At 66.5% G+C, this 21,562-nt stretch carries 17 protein-coding genes; 4 read left to right on the top strand and 13 right to left on the bottom strand.

Annotated elements, in window-relative coordinates; all coding sequences use genetic code 11:
• Positions 1 to 136 precede the first annotated feature (136 nt).
• Positions 137 to 3,310: an efflux RND transporter permease subunit gene (locus BLT40_RS12670; RefSeq protein WP_090353579.1), complete on the top strand. Its 3,174-nt coding sequence runs from the start codon at positions 137 to 139 to the stop codon at positions 3,308 to 3,310.
• A gap of 52 nt (positions 3,311 to 3,362) precedes the next feature.
• On the opposite strand, the gene BLT40_RS12665 is transcribed toward BLT40_RS12670, so the two are convergent.
• The 3 genes from BLT40_RS12665 to BLT40_RS12655 are packed head-to-tail and all read right to left on the bottom strand — an operon-like array spanning position 3,363 to position 6,331.
• Positions 3,363 to 4,781 (bottom strand): MATE family efflux transporter, encoded by a 1,419-nt coding sequence (locus BLT40_RS12665; protein ID WP_090353576.1) that lies wholly within the window; start codon positions 4,779 to 4,781, stop codon positions 3,363 to 3,365.
• Positions 4,778 to 5,338: a DUF2239 family protein gene (locus BLT40_RS12660; RefSeq protein WP_090353938.1), complete on the bottom strand. Its 561-nt coding sequence runs from the start codon at positions 5,336 to 5,338 to the stop codon at positions 4,778 to 4,780. Before BLT40_RS12660 ends, BLT40_RS12665 begins: the two co-directional genes overlap by 4 nt.
• A 54-nt stretch (positions 5,339 to 5,392) precedes the next feature.
• Entirely contained in the window at positions 5,393 to 6,331 is a 939-nt protein-coding gene (locus BLT40_RS12655; RefSeq protein WP_051944129.1) for a LysR family transcriptional regulator, read from the bottom strand.
• A 109-nt stretch (positions 6,332 to 6,440) separates the two neighbouring features.
• Between BLT40_RS12655 and BLT40_RS12650 the strand changes: the two genes are divergently transcribed.
• The gene (locus tag BLT40_RS12650) at positions 6,441 to 7,217 is read left to right on the top strand and encodes an SDR family NAD(P)-dependent oxidoreductase (protein WP_051944131.1); all 777 of its coding nucleotides are present in this window, start codon (positions 6,441 to 6,443) and stop codon (positions 7,215 to 7,217) included.
• Between the two features lie 62 nt (positions 7,218 to 7,279).
• Here BLT40_RS12650 and BLT40_RS12645 read toward each other — a convergent pair whose 3' ends face one another.
• Complete coding sequence (locus BLT40_RS12645; RefSeq protein ID WP_090353574.1) at positions 7,280 to 10,210, bottom strand: putative bifunctional diguanylate cyclase/phosphodiesterase; 2,931 nt, start codon at positions 10,208 to 10,210, stop codon at positions 7,280 to 7,282.
• Between the two features lie 277 nt (positions 10,211 to 10,487).
• On the opposite strand from BLT40_RS12645, the gene BLT40_RS12640 reads away from it, so the two are divergent.
• Positions 10,488 to 11,021 carry an acyloxyacyl hydrolase gene (locus BLT40_RS12640; RefSeq protein WP_255364004.1) on the top strand — a complete coding sequence of 178 codons (534 nt, stop codon included), beginning with the start codon at positions 10,488 to 10,490 and terminating at the stop codon, positions 11,019 to 11,021.
• A gap of 69 nt (positions 11,022 to 11,090) precedes the next feature.
• On the opposite strand, the gene BLT40_RS12635 is transcribed toward BLT40_RS12640, so the two are convergent.
• The 5 genes from BLT40_RS12635 to BLT40_RS12615 form a co-directional block, all read right to left on the bottom strand.
• Entirely contained in the window at positions 11,091 to 12,617 is a 1,527-nt protein-coding gene (locus BLT40_RS12635) for a DHA2 family efflux MFS transporter permease subunit (RefSeq protein ID WP_079521573.1), read from the bottom strand.
• 9 nt (positions 12,618 to 12,626) lie between these two features.
• Positions 12,627 to 13,841 carry an HlyD/EmrA/EmrK family protein gene (locus BLT40_RS12630; RefSeq protein WP_043696967.1) on the bottom strand — a complete coding sequence of 405 codons (1,215 nt, stop codon included), beginning with the start codon at positions 13,839 to 13,841 and terminating at the stop codon, positions 12,627 to 12,629.
• Between the two features lie 24 nt (positions 13,842 to 13,865).
• The gene (locus tag BLT40_RS12625) at positions 13,866 to 15,326 is read right to left on the bottom strand and encodes an efflux transporter outer membrane subunit (protein WP_090353571.1); all 1,461 of its coding nucleotides are present in this window, start codon (positions 15,324 to 15,326) and stop codon (positions 13,866 to 13,868) included.
• 24 nt (positions 15,327 to 15,350) lie between these two features.
• Positions 15,351 to 15,806 (bottom strand): MarR family winged helix-turn-helix transcriptional regulator, encoded by a 456-nt coding sequence (locus tag BLT40_RS12620; RefSeq protein ID WP_090353568.1) that lies wholly within the window; start codon positions 15,804 to 15,806, stop codon positions 15,351 to 15,353.
• A gap of 78 nt (positions 15,807 to 15,884) precedes the next feature.
• Positions 15,885 to 16,127, bottom strand: coding sequence for a hypothetical protein (locus BLT40_RS12615; RefSeq protein ID WP_043696958.1), 243 nt, complete (start codon positions 16,125 to 16,127; stop codon positions 15,885 to 15,887).
• Between the two features lie 111 nt (positions 16,128 to 16,238).
• On the opposite strand from BLT40_RS12615, the gene BLT40_RS12610 reads away from it, so the two are divergent.
• Positions 16,239 to 17,033 carry an AraC family transcriptional regulator gene (locus BLT40_RS12610; RefSeq protein WP_079521570.1) on the top strand — a complete coding sequence of 265 codons (795 nt, stop codon included), beginning with the start codon at positions 16,239 to 16,241 and terminating at the stop codon, positions 17,031 to 17,033.
• Here BLT40_RS12610 and BLT40_RS12605 read toward each other — a convergent pair.
• The 4 genes from BLT40_RS12605 to kdpC all read right to left on the bottom strand — a co-directional run bounded on the left by BLT40_RS12605 (position 17,026) and on the right by kdpC (position 21,555).
• Positions 17,026 to 17,421, bottom strand: coding sequence for a hypothetical protein (locus BLT40_RS12605; protein WP_090353565.1), 396 nt, complete (start codon positions 17,419 to 17,421; stop codon positions 17,026 to 17,028). The two genes, BLT40_RS12610 and BLT40_RS12605, sit on opposite strands and share 8 nt — an antisense overlap.
• 122 nt (positions 17,422 to 17,543) lie before the next feature.
• On the bottom strand, positions 17,544 to 18,242 hold the full coding sequence (locus tag BLT40_RS12600; protein ID WP_090353560.1) for a response regulator: 699 nt from the start codon (positions 18,240 to 18,242) through the stop codon (positions 17,544 to 17,546).
• Complete coding sequence (locus BLT40_RS12595) at positions 18,239 to 20,896, bottom strand: sensor histidine kinase (protein ID WP_090353557.1); 2,658 nt, start codon at positions 20,894 to 20,896, stop codon at positions 18,239 to 18,241. The genes BLT40_RS12600 and BLT40_RS12595 overlap by 4 nt, the downstream gene beginning before the upstream one ends.
• Before the next feature lie 83 nt (positions 20,897 to 20,979).
• On the bottom strand, positions 20,980 to 21,555 hold the full coding sequence (kdpC, locus tag BLT40_RS12590) for a potassium-transporting ATPase subunit KdpC (protein WP_090353555.1): 576 nt from the start codon (positions 21,553 to 21,555) through the stop codon (positions 20,980 to 20,982).
• Positions 21,556 to 21,562: the final 7 nt, after the last annotated feature.

The following is a 21,562-nucleotide window of genomic DNA, read 5'->3' as shown; positions in this document are numbered from 1 at the left end:
CCTTGCGCCGGGTTCTGGCAAACGCCGCACCCCTGCCTTCCGGCAGGGCCCCCACTAAAGGCACACGCCACGGACCGGCGCGGACGTCATAAAGTCCCCGGGCGCGGGTATGCTTCCCGCGATCACAGGAAGTGTCGTGAACGTTTTTGCACCTTTCATTCGCCGGCCGATCGGAACCTCGCTGCTTGCGGCGGGGCTCGTGCTGTGCGGCTCCATCGCCTACATGCTGCTCGGCGTGGCGGCCCTGCCGTCCATCGAAGTGCCCGCCGTCTTCATCCAGACGCAGATGCCCGGTGCGAACGCGCAGACGATGGCCTCGACCATCATCGCCCCCCTGGAGCGCCACCTCGGCCAGATCCCGGGCGTGGACCAGATGTATTCCAACAGCTCGGAAGGCAGCGGCTTCGTCCGTCTGCGTTTCAGCATGGACCGCTCCACCGATGCCGCCGCCCGCGACGTGCAGGCCGCGATCAACGCGTCCGCCGCCGACCTGCCGGCCGGCATGCCCAGCCCCCCGCAGTACTTCAAGTTCGACACCGGCCAGATTCCCGTCCTGCTGGTCTCGTTCACCTCGAAGTCGCTGCCGCCGGACAAGCTCTACGACGTTGTCGATACCCTGATCCGGCCCGCGGTGGCGCAGATCGATGGCGTGTCGCGCGTACAGGTCTTTGGCGGGACCCCGCACGCCGTGCGCGTGGAGCTGGATACCCGCGCGTTGTCGTCCAAGGGGCTCACCGCCAACGATGTGTCCAATGCGCTGCACGCCGCCAACGTGACCTCGCCGCAGGGCCTGCTGTCCGACGGCAAGGCACAGATGACGGTCGTCGCGAATGACAGCATTCGCGACGCGAAGGACTTCGGCGACATCCTCATCGCGATGCGCAACAACGTGCCGGTGCGCCTCTCGGACATCGCCCGCGTCTACAACGGCCAGCAGGACCAGTACCAGGCCGCATGGTTCCAGGGCGAGCGCTCGGTCACCATGCAGATGAGCAAGCGTCCGGAGGCGAACTCCATCGCCACCGCCGACGCGATCCGTGCCGCGCTGCCGCGCTTCCGTTCGCTGCTGCCGGCGGACGCGAAGGTCACCCCCATCTTCGACCTGACCCAGACCACGCAGTCCGCGCTGCACGAGGTCAAGGTCGCGCTGCTGATCAGTATCGTCATGGTCTTCCTGGTCATGATGGTGTTCCTGCGCCGTCTCGGTCCGACGCTGATCGCGACGCTGAGCGTGCCGTTGTCCCTGGCCGGCGCCTTCGTGGTGATGTGGACACTCGGCTATACGCTCAACACGATGTCGCTGATGGCGCTGGTGCTGTGCATCGGCTTCGTCGTCGATGACGCCATCGTGGTCATCGAGAACATCGTCCGGCACATGGAGAACGGCAGCAAACCGATGCCGGCGTCACTTGAAGGCGTGCGCGAGATCGGCTTCACCGTGATGTCGATCACGCTGTCGCTGGTGGCGGTGTTCGCGCCGCTGCTGTTCGGCAACAACATGATCACCAAGTTGCTGCGCGAGTTCTCGGTGACCCTGGCGGCGGCCGTGCTGATTTCGGCCATCGTGTCGCTGACGCTCACGCCGGCACTCTGCGCGCGCTATCTCAAGCACGACGAGCCCGACCGCCAGCCAGGCCGCGTCGAGCGCGCGCTGGAACGCTTCGACCGCGGGTTTCTGCGCCTGTATGAGCGCGGACTGGACTGGGCGATGCGCCATCGGCGGGTCATGCGCTGGCAGCCACTCATCCTGCTTTTCGCCACCTTCGCGCTGGGCTTCGCCGTGGTGAAGACCGCCGGCGGCAATTTCATGCCCGACGAGGACACGGGCATGCTGCAGGCCGAGGTCACCGCGGACGCCAACATTTCGCCGGACGAGATGTCGCGACGGCTCAAACGCGTCGGCGAAATGATGCAGAACGATCCGGCCGTCGCCGATGTCACCACACTGCTCGGCAGCGGTAACGATGGCGCGGCCGTCGGCAACAGCGGCACCATGTTCATCGATCTGAAGAAGAAGGGGAGCGGCCCGGATCTGCGCCATGAATCCATGAAGGAATTCATGGATCGCAAGGGCAAGGAGTACGACAAGCTCTCCGATGTCCAGGTCTTCATGAATCCCGTGCAGTTCCTCGGCGGGAGCGGGGGTAACAGCAACCGCGGGCAGTATTCGTTCCAGCTGATCAGTACCGGCGGCGAACCGTTGCAGCCCTGGACGCTGAAGCTGGTGCGTCAGATGCGCAGCATGAAGGAGTTCCGCGACGTCGGCAGCGACTTCGACATCGTCGGCAAGCAACAGATGCTGAAGGTGGACCGCGATGCGGCGGGCCGCCTGAACGTCGGCATGGGCGATGTCGATTCGGCGCTGTACAACTCGTTCGGCCAGCGCCAGGTGTCGATCATCTATTCGGACATCAACCAGTACTGGGTGGTGCTGACCTCGGCGGCCGCGCAGGAGCTCAGTCCCGGCGCGCTGCTCAACACGTACGTGAAGAATTCACTCGGCACGATGATTCCGCTCTCGGCGGTGGCGCACATCGAGCCCGTGGCGACGCCGAGTGCGGTCACCCACCAGAACCAGCTCGAATCGGCCGACATCACCTACAACCTCGCGCCGAAGATCACGCCCGATAAGGGCAACAGTCTGGCCGAGGAGGCCGTACGCCGGATCAATTTGCCGGAAGGCGTGCGCATGGACGTCACCGGCACCAATCAGCGCATGCGGGACGCGCAGTCCAACGGCATGGTGCTGCTGGTCGGCGCGATCCTCGCCGTCTACATCGTGCTCGGAATTCTCTACGAGAGTCTCGGCCATCCGTTGACGATCATCTCGACGTTGCCGGCGGCGGGTGCCGGTGCGTTCCTGGCGATGCTGGTCACGCAGACGCAGCTGACCCTGATGGCGATCATCTCGGTCTTGCTGTTGATCGGTATCGTGAAGAAGAACGCCATCCTGATGGTCGACTTCGCACTCGTGGCCCAGCGTGAACACGGCATGTCGCCGGTCGACGCGATTCGTCAGGCGGCCCTGGTCCGCTTCCGTCCGATCACCATGACCACCCTCGTCGCGATGGGTGCCGCACTGCCGCTGGCGATCGGGTTCGGTGTCGGCTCGGAAATGCGACGGCCGCTCGGCATCGCGATCGTCGGCGGCTTGCTGGTCTCGCAGCTGCTTACGCTGCTGAGTACGCCCGCGATCTACCTGTGGAATCACGACCGCAAGGAGCGCAAGGTGAAGCGCTTACACCGGCGCATGCTGAAGCGTCGGTATAAGCGCTGGATGAAGATCCGCAAGGCGCGCAAGACCCGATAGCCTTCCATGCATACCGGCTTTTCGCAGGAGCCAGCCCTGCTGGCGACAGGAGTTACGGCAAGCTCCCATCGCCAGCAGGGCTGGCTCCTACCGAAGCTGGCGTCGCCGGAAGCATATGCGCCTTCTTCCAGCTGCCGCGCCGGTAATACACCGTCGTAATCGCGATCGACACCAGCGACCCGACCGGAAAGCTCCACCAGATGGCATCCGCGCCCCACCTCGGTTCCAGCAGGGCGGCAAACGGATAGCGCACCAGCCACATCGATATCACCAGCACGATCAGTGGCAGCATGACCGCGCCCGTGGCCCGCACCACGCCGAACATGACGAACGTGACGCCGAACAGCAGGAACGACCACACGACGATGTGATTGAGATGCTGGGCGATGCCGATGGCCGAGCTGTCCTCCCCGAGGAACAGCGCCAGCGCGGCGCGGTTGAACAGGTAGATGATGAGCACGAGCGTGCCGGTCAGCGTGAAGTTGGTCAGCACGCCTGCGCGGCCGATGCCCGCGACGCGATCCCAGCGCTTCGCGCCCACGTTCTGCGCGACCATCGACGACACCGCCGAACCGATCGCCAGCGCGGGCATCTGGATGTACGTCCACAACTGGGCCGCCGCGCCATAAGCCGCCGTGGTCTGCGAGCCGTGGCGGTTGACCAGCGACATCATGATGATCGCCGAGGACGAGATGACGATCATCTGCGCGCCCATCGGCAGACCCTTCATCACCAGCTGCCTGAGCAGGACCGGTTCCGGAATCAGCAGACGCAGTTCGTGCCGGTGAATGCAGAGGAAGTGCTTGCGGTGATAAAGCCACGCGATCAGCGCCAGCAACGAAACGACCTGCGCGATCAGGGTGGCCACGGCGGAGCCCGCGATACCCATCGCGGGGACCGGTCCCAGGCCGAAGATGAAGAGCGGATTGAGCGCGACGTCGAGCACGACCGAAACCAGCATGAAGGCGAAGGGCGTGCGTGAGTCGCCCGCACCGCGCAGCGTCATCATCAGAAACGTGTACAGATACATCGCCGGCAGAGCGACGAAGATGATGCGCAGGTAGTCGGTCGCGAACGGCAGCGCATCGTGCGGCGTGCCCATGGCCCGCAGCATGAGCGGCGTCGCGATGAAACCGCCCAGCGCGACGAGCACCGACAGCACGACGAAGAAACCGAGACCGGTGCCCACCACACGCCGCGCCTCGGGCACGTCGTGCGCGCCGAGCGTCTGGCCGACCATGATGGTCGTCGCCATGCCGACGCCGAAGACGACTCCGAGCAGGAAGAACAGGATCAGGTTGGCATTGGAGGTGGCCGCGAACGCTGACTCGCCGAGAAAGTGTCCCACCCAGATCGCATTCACCGATGCGTTCAGCGACTGGAGGACGTTGGCGCCCAGGATAGGCAGCGAAAACAGCAGCAGGGTCCTGGCGATCGGCCCTTCCGTCAGCGCGCCACGCGGCGGCGTCATGTCTCGTCGCCGGCGCGCGACACCAGCAGGCGCACGTAGTGGCGTACATCGGCCGGCCATGCGTCGGTCAGCGCGGTGAAGCGAGCGGCGTCCTGACGGTGGAACGCGCGGGAGGCTTCTTCGTAGCCGGGAAGATCGCCGGCCAGCGCCAGCATGACGCGATCGACCGCCTCGCGCGCCGCACGGACGCGGTCGGCCGGTGCGCCCTCGCGGCTTGCCGCTTCCACCAGACGACGCAGCGCCACGGAGGCGCCGCCCGGCTGCGCCGCTAGCCACTCCCAGTGACGCGGAAGCAACGTGACCTCCCGGGCGACCACGCCAAGTTTTGGACGCCCCGGCCCGCGGCGGGCTGGCGGCTCGGCGACGGGGAGGCGCGCAAGCACATCTTGGACAGTGCCCCGGTAGTCGATGTCGACGACACGGCCGGTCGCATCGTCGTAGACGGTGGGTGTGACGTGCGGGTCGGCGTCGAGGCGGACCTTGCAGCGTTCCGCGACCGCCGCCAGCGATCCGTGGGCAATGCGCTCGGTAGCGATGAAGGCGGTGTAAGTCGACATGGAGGTGGCCGGGACAAGAGCGATGATCAATTTTTACCCGGATCAAACGTGTCGTCAATAGTCTCCGGGTAAAACCGATCCCGATTCTGCCGCGGCGATCCGCCTGGGCAGGGCTTCCGACAGCCAGTCGACGAATGCCCGAAGACGCGCGTTGTGTCGGCGGGCGGGTGGATAGACGAGATAGATCGGCAGAGCCGTGGGTCGCCAGTCGTCCAGCACCGACACGAGCGCGCCGCGAGCGATGTGCGGCGCCACGGTGAAGGCCAGCGCCTGCGCTATACCCAGACCGGCGAGCGCCGCAGCCGTGTGGGCATTGCTCTCGTTGACCTCGATAGCTGCCGGCACATGCACCTCGACGTCCCGGTTGTCGCGCCGGAAGCGCAGCGGGACAGGACGCCCCGTGCGGACCGCGGCATAGCCGATGACCTCGTGACCATCGCGCTCGATCGCCTCAGGTGTATCGGGCGTGCCGCGGCGCGCGAAGTAGCCGGGCGTTGCGCAGAGGGTGATCGAGGCATCCGCGATCTTCTTGGTCACGAGGTTCGGATCGTCGGCGGTGCTGCGGATCGCGCAGTCGATGCCTTCGCCGATGAGGTCCACCGTGCGATCGGTCACACCGACCTGCACACGAATGCCGGGATAGCGGGCACGGAAATCGGGCAGGTCCGGAAGGATCAGGCGGGCGGCGACGGAGCCGCCCGTGTCGATGCGCAGGTTGCCGACGGGACTGGCCTGACCACCGGCAAGCGTGGTCTCAAACGCGTCGAGCTCGCCCAGCAACTGCTGCGTGTGTTCGTAGTAGGCGGCGCCTTCGGTGGTGACCGTCACCCGCCGGGTCGTGCGCTCGAGAAGGCGGACGCCCAGTTCCGCCTCGAGGCCCTGGATCAGCTTGGTCACGGTGGACTTGGGCATGCGCAAGGCGTCCGCCGCCCGGCCGAAGCCGCCGGTCTCAACGAGACGCCCGAACACTCTGATAGCGAGGAAGTGATCCATCTTTGTTTCCGTGCGGGAATAATCAAATCGCGATTCGATTATTTATCCACGCAGCGCAAATAGCCAGAATGCTCTCCAACGGCCGCACCGCGGCCATCGGAGCGCTGTCATGAAAACCCTCGCCACCAGCAACATCCACACCACCCGTCACGCCGGCAAGATCGTCCTGGTCACCGGCGGCAGCTCGGGCCTCGGGCTTGCCACCGCGGAGCGCTTTGTCCGCGAGGGCGCCACCGTGTACATCACCGGCCGCCGCCAGGCCGAGCTGGACGAGGCCGCCGCGAAGCTGGGTGTCATCGCCATCCAGGGCGACATCGCGAAGGCCGCCGATCTCGATCGTATCTTCGCCACGATCCGCGAGAAGAGCGGTCGCCTCGACATCCTGTTCGCCAATGCGGGCGGCGGCGAGTTCACTTCGCTGGACCAGGTGACCGAAGCGCAGTTCGACAAGTACTTCGGGATCAACGTCAAGGGCACGCTGTTCACGGTGCAGAAGGCGCTGTCGCTCATGGGCCCGGGTAGTGCGATCGTGCTCAACGGTTCGGCGGTGTCGATCAAGGGCCCGGCCGCGTTCGGCGTATATGCCGCGACCAAGGCGGCCGTGCGCTCACTGGCGCGGACCTGGGCGAGCGATCTGAAGGGTCGCGACATCCGCATCAATGTGGTGGCGCCGGGCACCGTCGTGACGCCGGGCTACAAGACGGAGCTTGGCATGAACGACCAGCAGATCGCCGACTTCACGGCATATACCGCAAGCATCACGCCACTGGGTCGCACGGGTACGCCGGATGAGGTCGCCGCGGCGGTCTCGTTCCTCGCCTCGGACGACGCGAGCTACATCACCGGTGTCGAGTTGTTCGTGGATGGCGGGCAGACGCAGATCTGACCGGTGAACGTCGCCTGCAGGCTGGCTGCCAGCCCGCAGGCGATCCCGCGGCGGCGGGTGGCTTACAACGGCATCTGCACGGTGTCGGAAACGGCCATCTCCAGCGCCTCGATCGGCACCGGCCGGGAGAACAGGTATCCCTGCATGGACACGCAGCCCTCCGCGAGCAGCCAGCGACGCTGGCTCTCGGTCTCGACACCCTCGGCGACGACTTCGAGATTCAGGCTGCGCGCCAGAAAGACGATCGAACGACAGATGGACGCATTGCCCGCGTCGTCGAGCAGACTTACCGTGAAGTGACGGTCCACCTTGATCTTGTCCAGGGGCAACCGCGACAGGTAAGTGAGATTGGAATACCCGGTGCCGAAGTCATCCAGCGAGATGCTCACGCCCATCGCGCGCAACTCGTGCAACGTGCGAATGGCCCGCTCGGGTTCCTGCATGAAGGCGCTTTCGGTCAGTTCGAGCTCGAGCGACGACGCACTCGCCCCGGTCTCCGCCAGCGCGAGTTTGACCTCGGCCACCAGATCGCTGTGCACCAGCTGTTGCGCCGAGATATTCACCGCGATCCGGCAATCCGGACCCAGCCGTTCGGTGACCCGACGCTGTTGACGGCATGCCTCACGCAGCACCCATTGACCGATCTGCACGATGGCGCCGGTCTCTTCCAGGAGCGGCACGAGCTTGTCGTTACCGACGAGGTCCGCCGGCGCCGATGGCCAGCGCAGCAGCGCCTCGACACCGATCACGCGCCCGTCGTCACCGGCGTGCTGGGTCTGCCATGCCAGCGCCAGCTCATGGCCCAGGTTCGCACCGGACAACCGGGTAAGGACGGTCAGACGCGCCATCGCCGTGGCGTGCATATCCGCCGAATAGCGTCTCCAGGTGTGACGGCCCGACCGCTTCGCGTCGTACATGGCCGTATCCGCGTTACGGATGAGCGTGTCCGCGTCGCTGCCATCGCGCGTGGCGAAGGCGACACCGATGCTGCACTTCAGACGCTGCATCGAACCGCCGACGGTGAGCGGCTCTTCGATCGCTTGCTGGATCACCGGCAATACGGCAAGCACTTCGGCGGGCGGGCAGGTGAAGGGGAGCATCGCCACGAACTCGTCGCCACCGAATCGGCCGACCTGTCCCACACCGTCCAGCGCGTCGCCAAGCCGCAAGGTCACGTCGCGCAGCACCTGATCGCCAAGTGCATGGCCGAGCGCATCGTTGATCACCTTGAAATGGTCGAGGTCGATGAACAGGACCATCAGGCCCGAGCCGTCGCGGATGCAGTCCGCCACGAGCTCGTCGAGCCGCTCGCGCAGGGCGCGCCGGTTGGGCAGCCCCGTCAGTTCGTCGTGCATGGCCTGATGATTGAGGCGCTCTTCATAAAGACGCTGCTCGGTCACGTCGCGCATGATCACCAGGGCGCCGGTGCCTTTCGTGTCGCGGTAATTGGACAGTGCCAGTTCCGCTTCGAAGGGCATGCCGTGATCCGGGTTGAGCCAGGCCATGATGTTGGCGCCTTCGGGCGGCCGCGCACCCAGCGCTTCGAGCGCCTCCTCATCCATGAAGCTGGCCGCCAGACGACCGACCAGGCTGTGTCCCGCACTGCCCATCCGCTCTTCCGCCAGCGGGTTGGCGTAGTCGATACGCCCGTCGCGGACGATGGCGAGCGGCAACGGGACGCGCGCCAGCAGCTGACGGTAGGCCGTCGCGCTGGCGGCCAGATCGCGGTCCGTGCTTTCCAGGCGCTGACGGGTCTCGTGCAGCGCGGTGATTTCAGTGATCGTACCGGCCACGATCGCGTGGCCTTCTTCGTTGGTGATTCGTTCGGCGCGCAAATGGACCCGCACCTCTCGCCCGTCCTCACGACAAAGACGGTGCTCCAATTCAAACGGACCCTCTTCCGATCGGAAACGCTGAACCCACGCATCAATGCCGGGGCGGTCGTCGGGGTGGACGAGTTCCCGATAGGCGCCATGGAAGGAAATGTGCTCGTGAGGAGAGCCCGTGATCTCGTGGACATGCCCCGACCAGATGACGGATCCGGTATCGAGGTCGCTCTCCCACAGGCCGATGCGCCCGGTTCGCTGGACGTCACCCAGATGACGGGCCGAGCGCGACAGCGCATCGACGAGCCGTGACTGGCGGCGGTACACGCGATCGAAGGCGGCCGCGAAGACCTGGATCAGGACGATGAGAGCCAGCGCGGCCAGCAAGGTCTCCCGTGCCTGGCGCCACCAGTCGGCACGTAGGACTGCGCGGTCCAGGGAGGAACGGGCGACGAAGGGATAGGTGGTCGATACGGCCCACGCGCCCAGCCGACGGTCATCGTCCGCGGAGCCCGCGGCGCCCAGCGTCACCGCGCCTTGCGTCCATCCAGGCACGTCCCGGTCGACGTTGCTGGTGAACCGCTGTCCCGACACCGAGAACACCGCGATCTCGGCGCTGCTCCCGAGCATGGTCCGGCGCATGGCGTCACGCAGGCGCTCCGCGTCGATAACGGTACCGAACGCGGCCGGCTGCGCGACGCGTGCGTCCACGGTGACACGGACGCTGGAAGGCCGACCGGGCTCGCCTGCGACGACGGCCACCCGTACGCTCGCACCGAGTGCCCGCTGCCGCGGCGCATCGAGCACGTCGCGCCAGGCCGCCCAGGGCGCCGAGGTAAAGGCGACGACGTTACCTGCGCCATCCAGGGCGACAAAGGATGGCAATTCCGGGTGGCGCACCTGCACCTCCCCCAGGCGCATGTGCAGCGGGCCCGGGTCGGGACCGTCGACGGCGTTGCGAAGAGCGAGCAGCGGACCAAGGCTCCAATTGACCTGTTGGTCGAGCAGGCGCACCACGGCTCCCGCGGATGCCGCGAGCTGCCGCTTGTGCGTGGCCAGCATGCGGGAGTAGGCCTGCGATTGCAGAAGGGCGACCAGCGCGGCGATGCCCAGGGACAGGACGGCGGATACGGCCCAGATCGCCAGACGAATCCGGCGAGCGCGCACCCTCGTCGCTCCCTTTACCGTCGCGCCTCCCACCGTGCCTAGCCCCCTGATGTCGTGCGGGCGCCGCCCCCGGCCAGGCCCCGTCGCTCTGTAACGGCAACTCGGGGTGTGCCTTGAACGCCACGGTGAAAGAAACTGGCGGCACGGTCCGACAAGCCCGGGAAAGATACGGCGCGAATAATTGCAGGAGCGCCCCTTTTTTCACGCCGACTCAACACTATTTACCGAACCATCCGGTTCATAAAAATACGTCCCAGCATAAGGACCACCCCCCGCCATGCGCTCTTCCCGTTTCGCTCTCGGCGCCCTCGCCGCGCTCTCCCTCGCCGCCACGGCGCTCCCCGCGGCTGCCGAAACCCACCTGGAAGTGCAGGGGGGCCGCAGCTACATGGACGACTACGGCACCAACGCTTTCTTTGTGGAGTCCGTGTTCGACGCCCGTCAGATGGGCCAGAGCCGGTTCACCTGGTCCCCGGACGTCTCCATCGGCTACATCAAGGGCCGCGACATCGGCCGGTATGAGAACTCCCATCCCGGCGTGACCAACAACGTCTGGGTCGGCGCCGCCGGTGCCCGCCTCCACTACGGCAGCGAAGGCGACTGGTACCGCCCCTTCTTCTTCAGCTTCCAGGTCGCGGGCACCGCCGGCGGTCGCACGCAGGCGCTGTCGAGCGGTTACGAGTTCGTCAGCACGCTCGGCTGGCAGTACAAGAACGTCAGCTTCCAGGTCCGTCACATCTCCAACGGCAGCTTCCAGGAGCCGAACCGTGGCGAGACGATGGCGCTGGTGGGTATCGGCTTCGATATCTGAGCGCGTTGGTGGCAAAAAAAGAGCCGGCGCTGCAAAGCGCCGGCTCTTTTTTATTTCCCGATGGCCGGATCAGTGTCCCGAAGCGGCCGGTCCTGCCTTCGCCGCGAACGGCGGCTTCGCCAGCCATACGACGAAGATCAGGGCGACGAACACGAAACCGAGCAGGTAGAACACCTCGTTGAACGAGATCTGGTACGCCTGATTGGTGATCATCGCGTTGACCGACGACACCGCGTACTGCGGGTCGCCATGGCCGATCTGAGTCAGCGCAGCCTGCGTCGTCGGGTTGAAGGGTGTGAAGTTCTCCGCCAGCCGCTCATGGTGGACGATGGCACGGTGATCCCACAGGAACGTGGTCAGCGACGCCGCGAAGCTGCCGCCCAGCGTGCGCAGGAAGGTGGCCAGACCGGAGCCCGCCGCGATCTCACGCGGCTGCAGGTCCGACAGCAGGATGCTCAGCACCGGCATGAAGAACAACGCCACGCCCAGGCCCTGAATCAGCTGGACCATCGCGACACTGTAGAAGTTGATGTCGAGATAGAAGTCCGACCGCATGAAGCACGTCGCACCCATGACGATGAACGCACCCGAGGCCAGCACGCGCAGGTCGAACTTGTGCGCATAGCGTCCGACGAACGGCGTCAGGATCACCGGGATGATGCCGAGCGGCGCCGCCGCGAGACCCGCCCATGTCGACGTGTACCCGACGTTTCGCTGCAACCACTGCGGCACCAGCAGACCGATGGCGAAGAACGCCGCGTACGCCAGCACCAGACACAAGGTGCCCATCGCGAAATTGCGATGCCTGAAGAGCTTCAGGTTGACGATCGGATCCTTGTCGGTGAGCTCCCAGATCAGGAACACGGCCAGGCCGATGGCGGCGATGATCGCGGTGATCACGATGAAGGTGGACGAGAACCAGTCCTCGTCGTTGCCCTTGTCGAGCACCACCTGCAACGCGCCCACGCCGATGATCAGCGTGATGAGGCCCACGTAGTCGATCTTGGGCTTCTCGGTGACTTCCGGCCGGCCCTTCATCTGGTTCGCCACGACGAAGCTGGCGAAGATGCCGATCGGCACGTTGATGAAGAAGATCCACGGCCAGGTGTAGTTGTCGGTGATCCAGCCGCCGAGGATCGGACCCGCGATGGGCGCGACGACGGTGACCATCGCCAGCAACGCGAGCGCCATGCCTCGTTTGGCCGGTGGGTAGATCGAGATCAGGAGCGACTGCGTGATCGGGTACATCGGTCCCGCGACCGCGCCCTGGATGGCGCGGAACACGATCAGCATGGTCATGCTCTGGGCGATGCCGCACAGGAACGACGCGAGCGAGAACAAAAGCGTCGCCCATACGAACAGCTTGGTCTCACCGAAACGACGGGTGAGGAAGCCGGTCAGCGGCAGGGCGATCGCGTTGCTCACCGCGAACGAGGTGATCACCCAGGTGCTCTGGTTGGAGCTGACACCCAGGTTACCCGCGATGGTCGGCAACGACACGTTCGCGATCGTCGTGTCGAGCACCTGCATGAAGGTAGCGAGCGATAACCCGACCGTGGACAGCGCCAGATTGGGCGGTCGAAATTCGGTGCTCATGAATAAACCTTACCTGGGAGCCTGCTGCTGCTCGGCACCTTCACCGGCGGACGCGTTTTCATGGATCACGCGGGCGATGTCCTTGTCGGCATCGGCAAGCTGCTTGTCGTAGATCGGCGTCGAGAACTCGGGCTTCGTGGGCGACTGCTTCGCCAGCAACGCACCGCTCTGGTCATGCAGCGACACGGTCACCTTGGTCGACAGGCCCAGGCGCAGCGGCTTGTCTTCCAGCTGCTTCGGCTCGGTGAAGACGACGCGGACCGGCACGCGCTGCACGATCTTGATCCAGTTACCCGTGGCGTTCTGCGCCGGCAGGATGGAGAACGCGCTGCCGCTGCCGACACCCAGGCTGCGGATCTTCGCCTTGTACACCGTGTCGCCACCGTAGACGTCGGCGGTGACGTCGACCGGCTGGCCGATACGCATTTTGGTCAGCTGCGTTTCCTTGAAGTTGGCGTCGATCCAGACCTCATGCAGTGGCACGACGGCCATCAGGGCGGCGCCCGGCTGGACCCGCTGACCGACCTGTACGCTGCGCTTGGCGACATAGCCGTCGACCGGGGCGACCAGCGTCGAGCGGACGAAGTCGAGGTAGGCGGAGCGAAGCTTGGCGGCGGCGGCACGCACGTCCGGATGCGAGGACACCACGGTGTCGTCGACCAGCACCTTGTTGCTGCTGTACGACTGCCTGGCGGACGCGAGGCTGCTCTCGGCGGAGGTCAGCGTATCGGCGGCGTGCGACAGTTCTTCCGCGGAGATGGCACCCGACTTCGCGAGATCGCGACGGCGGTTGTAATCCTGGCGGGCGCGGTCGACGGCGGTCTGGCGCACCGCGACATCGGCCTGCGCCGAGGTCACGTTGTTGTAGAGGCCACGCACGCGACGCACGGTGTTGGCGAGGTTGGCGCGCGCGCTTTCCAGGTTCACTTCGGCGTCGCTGGGGTCGAGCTTGACCAGCACGTCGCCCTGGTGGACGAGGTCGCCGTCGTCGGCGCCGATCGAGGTGACCGTACCGGCGATCTGCGGGGTGATCTGCACGACGTTGCCGTTGACGTAGGCGTCGTCGGTATCTTCATACCAGCGGCCGTCGACGAAGTACCAGATCACCCAGCCGATGATGGCGAGGACGATGACGAGTACCAGCAGCTTGAGGAAGAAGCCGCGGCGGCTCTTCGGCGGCGGTGCGACGACGGCGCCGGCGGGGGCGGTGGTTTCTTGTGACATCGGAAGAGGCCTCGAGATGAATGCTTAGTGGGTTGCCGGCGCTGCGGTGACGACCGACGGGTCATCGGCCGCGGGGCGGAAGCCGCCACCAAGCGCCTGAATGAGTTGGACGGACGTGTCGACCTGCTGGGCCTTCAGCGATGCCATGCGCTGCTCGGCTTCGAGCAGCTGCTGGCGCACCACGAGCGATTCCAGGTAGCTGCCGACACCGGCCTTGTAGCGCTGCTGCGACAGGTCGTAGGCCTGCTGGGCCGCATCCTGCGCGCGCTGCTGCGCCTGAATCTGCGTGCCGATCGAGTCGAGCCCGGACAGGTCGTCCTGCACTTCGTTGAGCGCGCCGACCAGCGTCTTGTTGTACTGCGCGACCGCCAGATCGTAATCCGCATCCTTGCCGGCGAGATTCGCGCGAAGGCGACCGCCGTCGAAGATGGGCAGCGAGAACGCCGGCAGCACCTGCCAGAAGCGCGCCTGCGAGGCGAACAGGTTTTCCGTGCCCCCGGCGAGCTGCGCGGCGAGTACGCCGAGCGTCACGTTGGGCAGAAATGCCTTCTTCGCCGAGACGATGTCCTTCGAGGCCGCCTCGACGCGCCAGCGCGCGGCGACGAGGTCGGCACGGTGACCGAGCAGATCGGCCGGCAGGTTGGCCGGGATGGCGACGGCGGCCGGCGTGAGCGCGGCGGGGCGGGCGATGTCGAGGCCGCGATCCGGGCCCTTCCCGAGCAGCACGCTGAGCGACGTGCGCGAGCTGTCGATCGCACGCTGCGCCACCGCGATCTCACGTTCGGCCGAGGCCACTTCGCTGTCGGCCTGCTTCACCTGCATCTGGTTGTCGACACCGGCGGCTACGCGCTGCACGGTCAGCTTCTGTGATGCATGCGTCCGGTCGAGTTCGGCATTGGCGACGTCGAGCTGCGTGAACGCGTAGCCCAGCTGCGTGTAGGCACGGGCAACGTTGGTCGAGATTTCGATGCGTGCGGCGCGCGCATCGACCTCAGCCGCACGCTGCGAACCCACGGCCGCTTCGAACGCGGCACGCTTGCCGCCCCACAGGTCGAGGTCCCAGTTGAAACTACCGTAGCCGTACTTGGTCCACGAGAAATGGTTGCCCGGGGGATCCGGCAGCAACGAGCCCGGCAGATGCGCACCGGCGACACCGCCACCTACGTTGAACGTGGGATCGCGCGCTGCGTCAGCCGAACCGGACTGCGCCTGAGCCTGACGCACGCGGGCGTCGGCGGTGGCGAGGTCGGGGTTGTCTTTCAACGCCTCTTCGATCAGCGAGGAGAGCTGGCTGTCACCCAGTCCGGTCCACCAGTCGGCGGCCGGCCACCCCGCCGGAGACACGGGGACCTTCGCCAGGCTGCGCTCGGCGTGAAGGGAGGACGGGTCGGTCAGGGTGCCTTGCGGATCCAGGCCACGGCTGGTGACACAGCCGGAAAGGATCAACGCGGCCCCGACGGCCGCCACGAGAGTGTGCAGACGCATTGCGTATTGCCTCGGACGTTTAGTTCAGTCTTTTTCGCGAAGCGCGTTGAGCACGCGCCCCAGGTAGTCGTGCAGCTTCTCGCGCTCGTCCTCGGTCAGCCCCTTCTGGGCGCGCTCGAGGGTCGCGAGGTTGCTTTCGTGCAGGTGCTTCCACAGCGCCACGCCGGCCTCGGTAAGGTCGATGCGCAGCGCGCGGCGGTCCTGCTCATGCGGCTGGCGGCGGAGGTAACCCTTCGCTTCCAGCTGGTCCAGCTGCCGGGTCATGGCGCCGCCGTCGAGGTCGACCGAGCGGGCCAGTTCGGTGGCGGTCATCGCGCCGCAGGTCGCCAGGCGCTTGAGCACATGAAACTGGGTGAATTTGAGATCCGCGCCCTGCGCGGCAAGATCGAACTCGATAGCCCGGACGATCTCACTACGCACCATGCCGACGAGGGCACCCAGGCTGTCGGGGTTGTCGTAGACGGGGCAAGGATTGTTCATGGACGAGCATTCTATTGCCCGAATTATAGTTGTCAAGGCAAATATGCGTTCAGCATATATTGCCGTGTGTGAATCAGTTCATCCTTCGTCGGCCAGGAGGGCCGCGAGCGCAGGGTCGCGGACCGCGAAAAGGTCGAAGACGCCGAGCGCGCGGAGGGTCGGAAGCTGTGCCAGGAGCCTCGGCTCCAGCCGCCGGCGCTGTTCTTCCGGGGTGCCGGGATCGAGCATGGCGTGCGCGCAGGCGACGAAGGTCACCAGGGCATCGCCGGCTTCGCGGCCTTCAGTGGCGTCGTGGAAATCGTTCGTGACGAGACGGATCATGCGGGTCTCCTTCGTCGAAACGGGACAGATACTTGGGGAAGCAGATATTAGCCATGACGGGTATAGGCCTGATATCGTTAGTTGGCCAAGTTATGTCGAGGAACGGCCAAGATGGGTCATGATGCAGTCCACGCCCTGCTCGAAAGCGCCGAGGGTCCGCCGCTGGTGGCCTACGAGGTTCGCGGCCAGATCCCAAAAATGGAAAGCGACTGGCACAGCCACGTGCGAGGTCAGTTTTTTTATGTGGAAGAAGGCTTTGTCACCAACCAGACGGAGCACGGCTCCTACCTGCTGCCTCCTCATCGCGCCGGCTGGATGCCCCCGGGCACGCTGCATACCATCAGCATGACCGGACCGATGCACGCCTGGGGTGTCTTCATCGCGCCCTGCGCGGCGGGAGGTCTGCCCGATCGTCCCTGCGTGGTCGGGGTCAACGACCTGATCCGGTCGATCATCCGGCGCGCCGCGAGCTGGCCGGTGGACGTCGCCGAGCCCGACCCGGCTCGCGACCGCCTGCTGGCGGTGCTGCTCGATGAGTTGCACGGCGCTCCCGTCGAGCCCCTCCATCTGCCGATGCCCACGGACCGGCGCCTCCGTCGCGTGGCCGTCGCGATGTACGAGCACCCGGAGGACACGCGCGGCATCGAGGACTGGGCGAACTGGGCAGGCATGTCGACGCGTACCCTGACGCGGCTGTTCCGGCAGGAGACCCAGTGCAGCGTCGCGCAGTGGCGGCAGCAGGCAAGGCTGACTCGGGCGCTCGAGCGCCTGGCGACCGGCGAGCCGGTCTCGGTGGTATCCGACGCGCTGGGCTACGCGACGCCCAGCGCGTTCGTCGCGATGTTCCGCAAGGCGTTCGGCGATTCGCCAGGACGCTATCTGGCGAGACAGGCGGCTCTCACCTGACCCCGTTCTCCCAGAACGCCTCTTCCTCGACCGGCTTGCACATCCACAGCCCTTCGAACGTATAGCTGTCGCCGCCGTCCCGGGTCACGACATCGACGGCGACCCGGCCGTAACGCCAGGGCCCGCGCTGACCCGGGTCGCCTTCGTCATGACACGCGCGCGTCGCGGTGTAGGTGCCCGTCACCGGATCTGTCATCGCCGCTGCCTGCTCCCGGCACTTCGCCATGGCTTCGTCGTGGCTGGGCAAGGTGTGGTCGCCGGAAACGAAACGTTCTTCGCCGCATTCCACGGCGGCGGCGAAGACGGGAACGAAGACGAGCAGGGCGCCCACCAGGGTGAGGACGTGGGAAACGCGCCGGTTACAGAAACGGAGATACGAAGACTGCACGTGGATGCCTCAGGCGTGGGGGACGCCGAGGCTGCGCAAACGAGCGGGGTAAAAGAATCCGAAAATTCTGAAAAATCACGCCGCTTCCAGCCGGTGCGACGCGGATCACACGGAGGCGCCGGTCAGCCTGCCGGAAACCGGTATCCCACGCCGGGTTCCGTCCTCAGCCAGCGTGGCGTGGTCGGATCGTCGCCCAGTTTCTGACGCAGCTTGCCCATCACGATGCGCAGGTAGTGCGTGTCCTGCGTATGCGTCGGTCCCCAGACCTCACGCAGGATCTGCTGCTGGCTGACCACGCGACCCGGATGGCGGACCAGCAGCGACAGCACCGCGAACTCCTTGCGCGTGAGCGCCACCGGCGCACCGTCCAGCAGCACTTCCCGGCGGGCAAGGTCGATCGCGAGACGGCCATCGTCGTAACGCACCGCGGCCTCCGCGTCGCCGCCACGGGCGGCTTGCCGAAGCAGCACGCGCAGACGCGCCATCAACTCCTGAATGCCGAACGGCTTGGTCACGTAGTCGTTGGCGCCAGCGTCGAGCGCGCGGACCTTCTCCGCTTCGGTATCGCGCACCGAGAGCATCAGTACGGGTACCTGACTCCACTGACGGATCTCGCGAAGCACGTCGTGCCCTTCGAGGTCGGGCAGGCCGATGTCGAGGATGACCACGTCGGGCGACTGCGTCGCCGCGAGGCCGAGGCCTTCCTGACCTGTCGAGGCCAGCAGCACGTGATAACCCTCGGCGCGCAGACCGATGTCCAGGAAGCGGCGGATCTGAGCTTCGTCGTCGATGACCAGGACACGGGGGGCCGAGGCATTCATGGGGCTTCGTCAGGAGGCGGCGGCAAGGGCAGCGAGACGCGAATGGTCGTGCCTCCGCCGACGTGGGGCAAGGCCTCCACGCTGCCGCCGTGCGCGCCGATCATGCCCCGGCAGATCGCGAGGCCCAGCCCGGTGCCGTGGCCGCCCCGGTCGCCACGCGACACCGAATAGAACATGTCGAAGATCCGCGCCCGCTCGTCCTCGGGAATGCCGGGCCCACGGTCGGCCACATCGACCAGCAGGCGGCCCGCTTCGGTACGCACCGTCACGCGCATCGGCTCCCCGGGCGGCGTGAACCGGGCACCGTTCTCGAGGATGTTGAACAGCGCCTGCTCGACGAGCGCCGGGTGGACGTGCAGGAGGACGGTGTCATGTGGCAGGTGCATGTCGACGCGCACCTCCGGAAAGAGCTTGCGCATGCGTGATACGGCGGCGGCGACGATCTCGCCCGCGTCGACCCAGTCGCGATTGAGTTTCAGCGTACCGTGGCCCAGCCGCGTCATGTCGAGCAGGTTCTGGATGTAGCGGTCCAGGCGCTGGCCTTCACCGAGGATCGCCTGCAGCAGCTCCTGGCGCTCGCTGTCGGGCAGCTGCTTGTCGTAGCTGATCAGCGTACCGGCGGAACCGATCATGGAGGCGAGCGGAGACCGCAGGTCGTGCGAGACCGAGGAGAGCAGTGCGTTGCGCAGGCGCTCGGTCTCCCCCTGCACGCGCGCGCTTTCCAGTTCCGAGGCGAGGCGCGCGCGGTCGAGCGCCTGCCCGATGTCCTGCACCATCGCCAGCGCCAGGCCGCGGCGGTCGGCATCGGGTTCACGCATGCCCGGCGGAAAGCGCAGGGCGGCCACGCCGCCGCGCTGATGCTCGCTGCCCAGCGGCAGCATCCAGCAGGAAGCGCCGTTGAGGGTGTCGGTGTACCGACCGGCGGGCTCCGCGTGTCCGTCGGACCAGTCGGCGGCGGCGAGATCCTGGGCGGAGAGCAGGAAGGCCGAGGGTGCGGTGCTGGCGACCCCGAGTTCGCCACCGGCTTCCCGCGCGAGTATGGCGACGTCGATGTCCAGTGCCCTCGCCAGCGCCTGCGCACCGGCCGCTCTCACGCTTTCGGCATCCGCGCTCGTCGCCAGCTGTTGCCCGAGCGCGACGAGCGCGCGGGCGCGAACCTGGGCCGCACGCAACGACGTGACCTGTCCGGCGAGGCGGGTGGCCAGGCGGCTGCAGACCAGCGCGGCCACGAGAAACAGTGTCACCGCCAGTACGTCGTCCGCGTTGGCGATCGCCAGCGTGTAACGCGGCGGGGCGAAGAAGAAGTTGTAGCCCAGGAAGCTCAGCAGCGCCGCATACACCGCCACCGCCATGCGGGTGCGTACCGCGACCACCAGCACCGCCGTCAGGAAAATCAGCGAGAGGTTGGCCACCGAAAGAAACCGGTCGGCGACGAAGGACAGGGCCATCGCGATCGCGGTGGCGAGTGTGGCGAACCCGTAGTCACGCCGCGAACCGCCGTCTTCGATCCGCAGCCGCAGGCGCGACTGGGCGCGCTGCGTCGGGGTGGCGACGATGGTCAGTTCGAGGTGAGCGGCGCGCCTCAGCAGTTGCTGGGTCAGCGAGTAGCCGAGCCGGCGGGCGATGGGCCGCTCTCGCGTGCGACCGACGATGATCTGACCGGCGCCTTCGCGATCGGCCCAGGCGATCAGTTCCTCCGCGACCGCATGGCCGCGCAGGATCACCGCCTCACCGCCAAGACGGCGAGCAAGACGCATCGCGGCGTCCACACGTTCGCGACGGGCGCTGTCGGGACCGCCGCGGTCGACGAACAGCACGCTCCACGGGGCACCGCGACGCTCCGCGATACGCCGGGTGATGCGGACGAGATATTCGCTCTGGTCGTGACCGTCGATCGCGGCCATGACCCGTCGCCGTACGGGCATCGCGTCGCCGCGCGCGAGCATGTGCTCGCGCAGGTCGCTGTCGACGTGGGCGGCCACGGTTTCCACGGCAAGCTCGCGAAGCGCGGCGAGATTGGTCGGTGAGAAGAACGCGTCCAGCGCCACGGCCGCCGTTTCCGGCACGTAGACCTTGCCTTGCTTGAGCCGGCCGATCAGTTCGCGCGGCGGCAGGTCGACCAGGACGATATCGCGTGCGCGGTCGAGGAAGACGTCCGGCACCGTTTCGCGCACGGCGACGTTGGTGATCCTCCTCACCTGGTCGTTGAGGCTCTCGACGTGCTGCACGTTGAGCGCCGTGTAGACCTCGATGCCGGCATCGAGCAGTTCGGCGATGTCCTGCCAGCGGCGCGTGTGCCGACCGCCAGGCAGATTGGTATGCGCGAGTTCGTCGACGAGGATGACCGCCGGCTTGCGCGCAAGCGCCGCCTCGAGATCGAACTCCCTGAAGTCGCGGCCGGCATAGCGAACCGGACGGGTCGGGAGTATCTCGATCCCTTCGAGCAGGGCCGCGGTCTCGCTACGACCGTGGGTCTCGACCAGGCCCACCACGACATCGACGCCCTGCCGTTTCAGATCCCGCGCGGCGGACAGCATCGCGTACGTCTTGCCGACGCCGGGGGCGGCGCCGAGGAAGATCTTCAGGCGCTGGCCGTCCTCCTCCTTCACCGCGTTGAGCAGCGCGTCGGCGCGGGCGTCTCGGACATCGTTCATGGCGTGGGGCCGCAGGAGTTGAGGAAAGGGTAGCCGAAGTGCTGCCGGCTCCGGTGGGAGCCGGCCCTGGCGGCGACCCGGTGTTACCTCCCCGCCTGATCAAGCGCGAGGTTCAGCCGCAACACGTTGACCCGGGGCTCCCCAAGCACACCGAACTGACGCCCTTCGGTGTTCGCCGCGATCAGCTCCCGCACCTTCTCCGCGCGAATACCCCTCGCCCGGGCCACGCGCCCCGCCTGAAACTCCGCCGCCGCCGGAGTGATCTCCGGATCGAGGCCACTGGCCGAGGCCGTCACCAGATCCACCGGCACGGGCGCCCGGTTCTCCGGGTCCGCGGCGCGCAGTGCGGCGATACGCTGCTTCACCGCGTCCGTCAGGGCCGGATTGGTGGGACCGAGATTGGAGCCCGTGGATGCCGCCGCATTGTTCGGCCCGGGCGTGGTCGCCGACGGGCGCCCCCAGACATAACGCGGTGCGGTGAACGACTGTCCGATCAGTGCCGAACCGACCGGCTTACCGTCGCGCTCGATCAGGCTGCCAGCCGCCTGCTTCGGAAACAGCAGCATGGACAGTCCGCCAACCACGACGGGATAAGCGACGCCGGTGATCGCGGTCATCATAAGCAGCATCACGAAGGCGTTACGCAACAGGGTAGTCATGGCCATG

The sequence above is a fragment of the Dyella sp. 333MFSha genome, from assembly GCF_900102405.1.
In the GTDB taxonomy this organism is placed as follows: domain Bacteria; phylum Pseudomonadota; class Gammaproteobacteria; order Xanthomonadales; family Rhodanobacteraceae; genus Luteibacter; species Luteibacter mycovicinus.
This window is presented reverse-complemented; position numbering and strand designations above follow the sequence as displayed.

What these genes read in the sequence shown, in the direction of transcription:
- BLT40_RS12665 (WP_090353576.1), bottom strand. Translation starts at nt 4,781, where the DNA reads ATGACGCCGCCGCGTGGCGCGCTGACGGAAGGGCCGATCGCCAGGACC.
- BLT40_RS12660 (WP_090353938.1), bottom strand. Translation starts at nt 5,338, where the DNA reads ATGTCGACTTACACCGCCTTCATCGCTACCGAGCGCATTGCCCACGGA.
- BLT40_RS12655 (WP_051944129.1), bottom strand. Translation starts at nt 6,331, where the DNA reads ATGGATCACTTCCTCGCTATCAGAGTGTTCGGGCGTCTCGTTGAGACC.
- BLT40_RS12650 (WP_051944131.1), top strand. Translation starts at nt 6,441, where the DNA reads ATGAAAACCCTCGCCACCAGCAACATCCACACCACCCGTCACGCCGGC.
- BLT40_RS12640 (WP_255364004.1), top strand. Translation starts at nt 10,488, where the DNA reads ATGCGCTCTTCCCGTTTCGCTCTCGGCGCCCTCGCCGCGCTCTCCCTC.
- BLT40_RS12635 (WP_079521573.1), bottom strand. Translation starts at nt 12,617, where the DNA reads ATGAGCACCGAATTTCGACCGCCCAATCTGGCGCTGTCCACGGTCGGG.
- BLT40_RS12630 (WP_043696967.1), bottom strand. Translation starts at nt 13,841, where the DNA reads ATGTCACAAGAAACCACCGCCCCCGCCGGCGCCGTCGTCGCACCGCCG.
- BLT40_RS12625 (WP_090353571.1), bottom strand. Translation starts at nt 15,326, where the DNA reads ATGCGTCTGCACACTCTCGTGGCGGCCGTCGGGGCCGCGTTGATCCTT.
- BLT40_RS12620 (WP_090353568.1), bottom strand. Translation starts at nt 15,806, where the DNA reads ATGAACAATCCTTGCCCCGTCTACGACAACCCCGACAGCCTGGGTGCC.
- BLT40_RS12615 (WP_043696958.1), bottom strand. Translation starts at nt 16,127, where the DNA reads ATGATCCGTCTCGTCACGAACGATTTCCACGACGCCACTGAAGGCCGC.
- BLT40_RS12610 (WP_079521570.1), top strand. Translation starts at nt 16,239, where the DNA reads ATGGGTCATGATGCAGTCCACGCCCTGCTCGAAAGCGCCGAGGGTCCG.
- BLT40_RS12600 (WP_090353560.1), bottom strand. Translation starts at nt 18,242, where the DNA reads ATGAATGCCTCGGCCCCCCGTGTCCTGGTCATCGACGACGAAGCTCAG.
- BLT40_RS12595 (WP_090353557.1), bottom strand. Translation starts at nt 20,896, where the DNA reads ATGAACGATGTCCGAGACGCCCGCGCCGACGCGCTGCTCAACGCGGTG.
- kdpC (WP_090353555.1), bottom strand. Translation starts at nt 21,555, where the DNA reads ATGACTACCCTGTTGCGTAACGCCTTCGTGATGCTGCTTATGATGACC.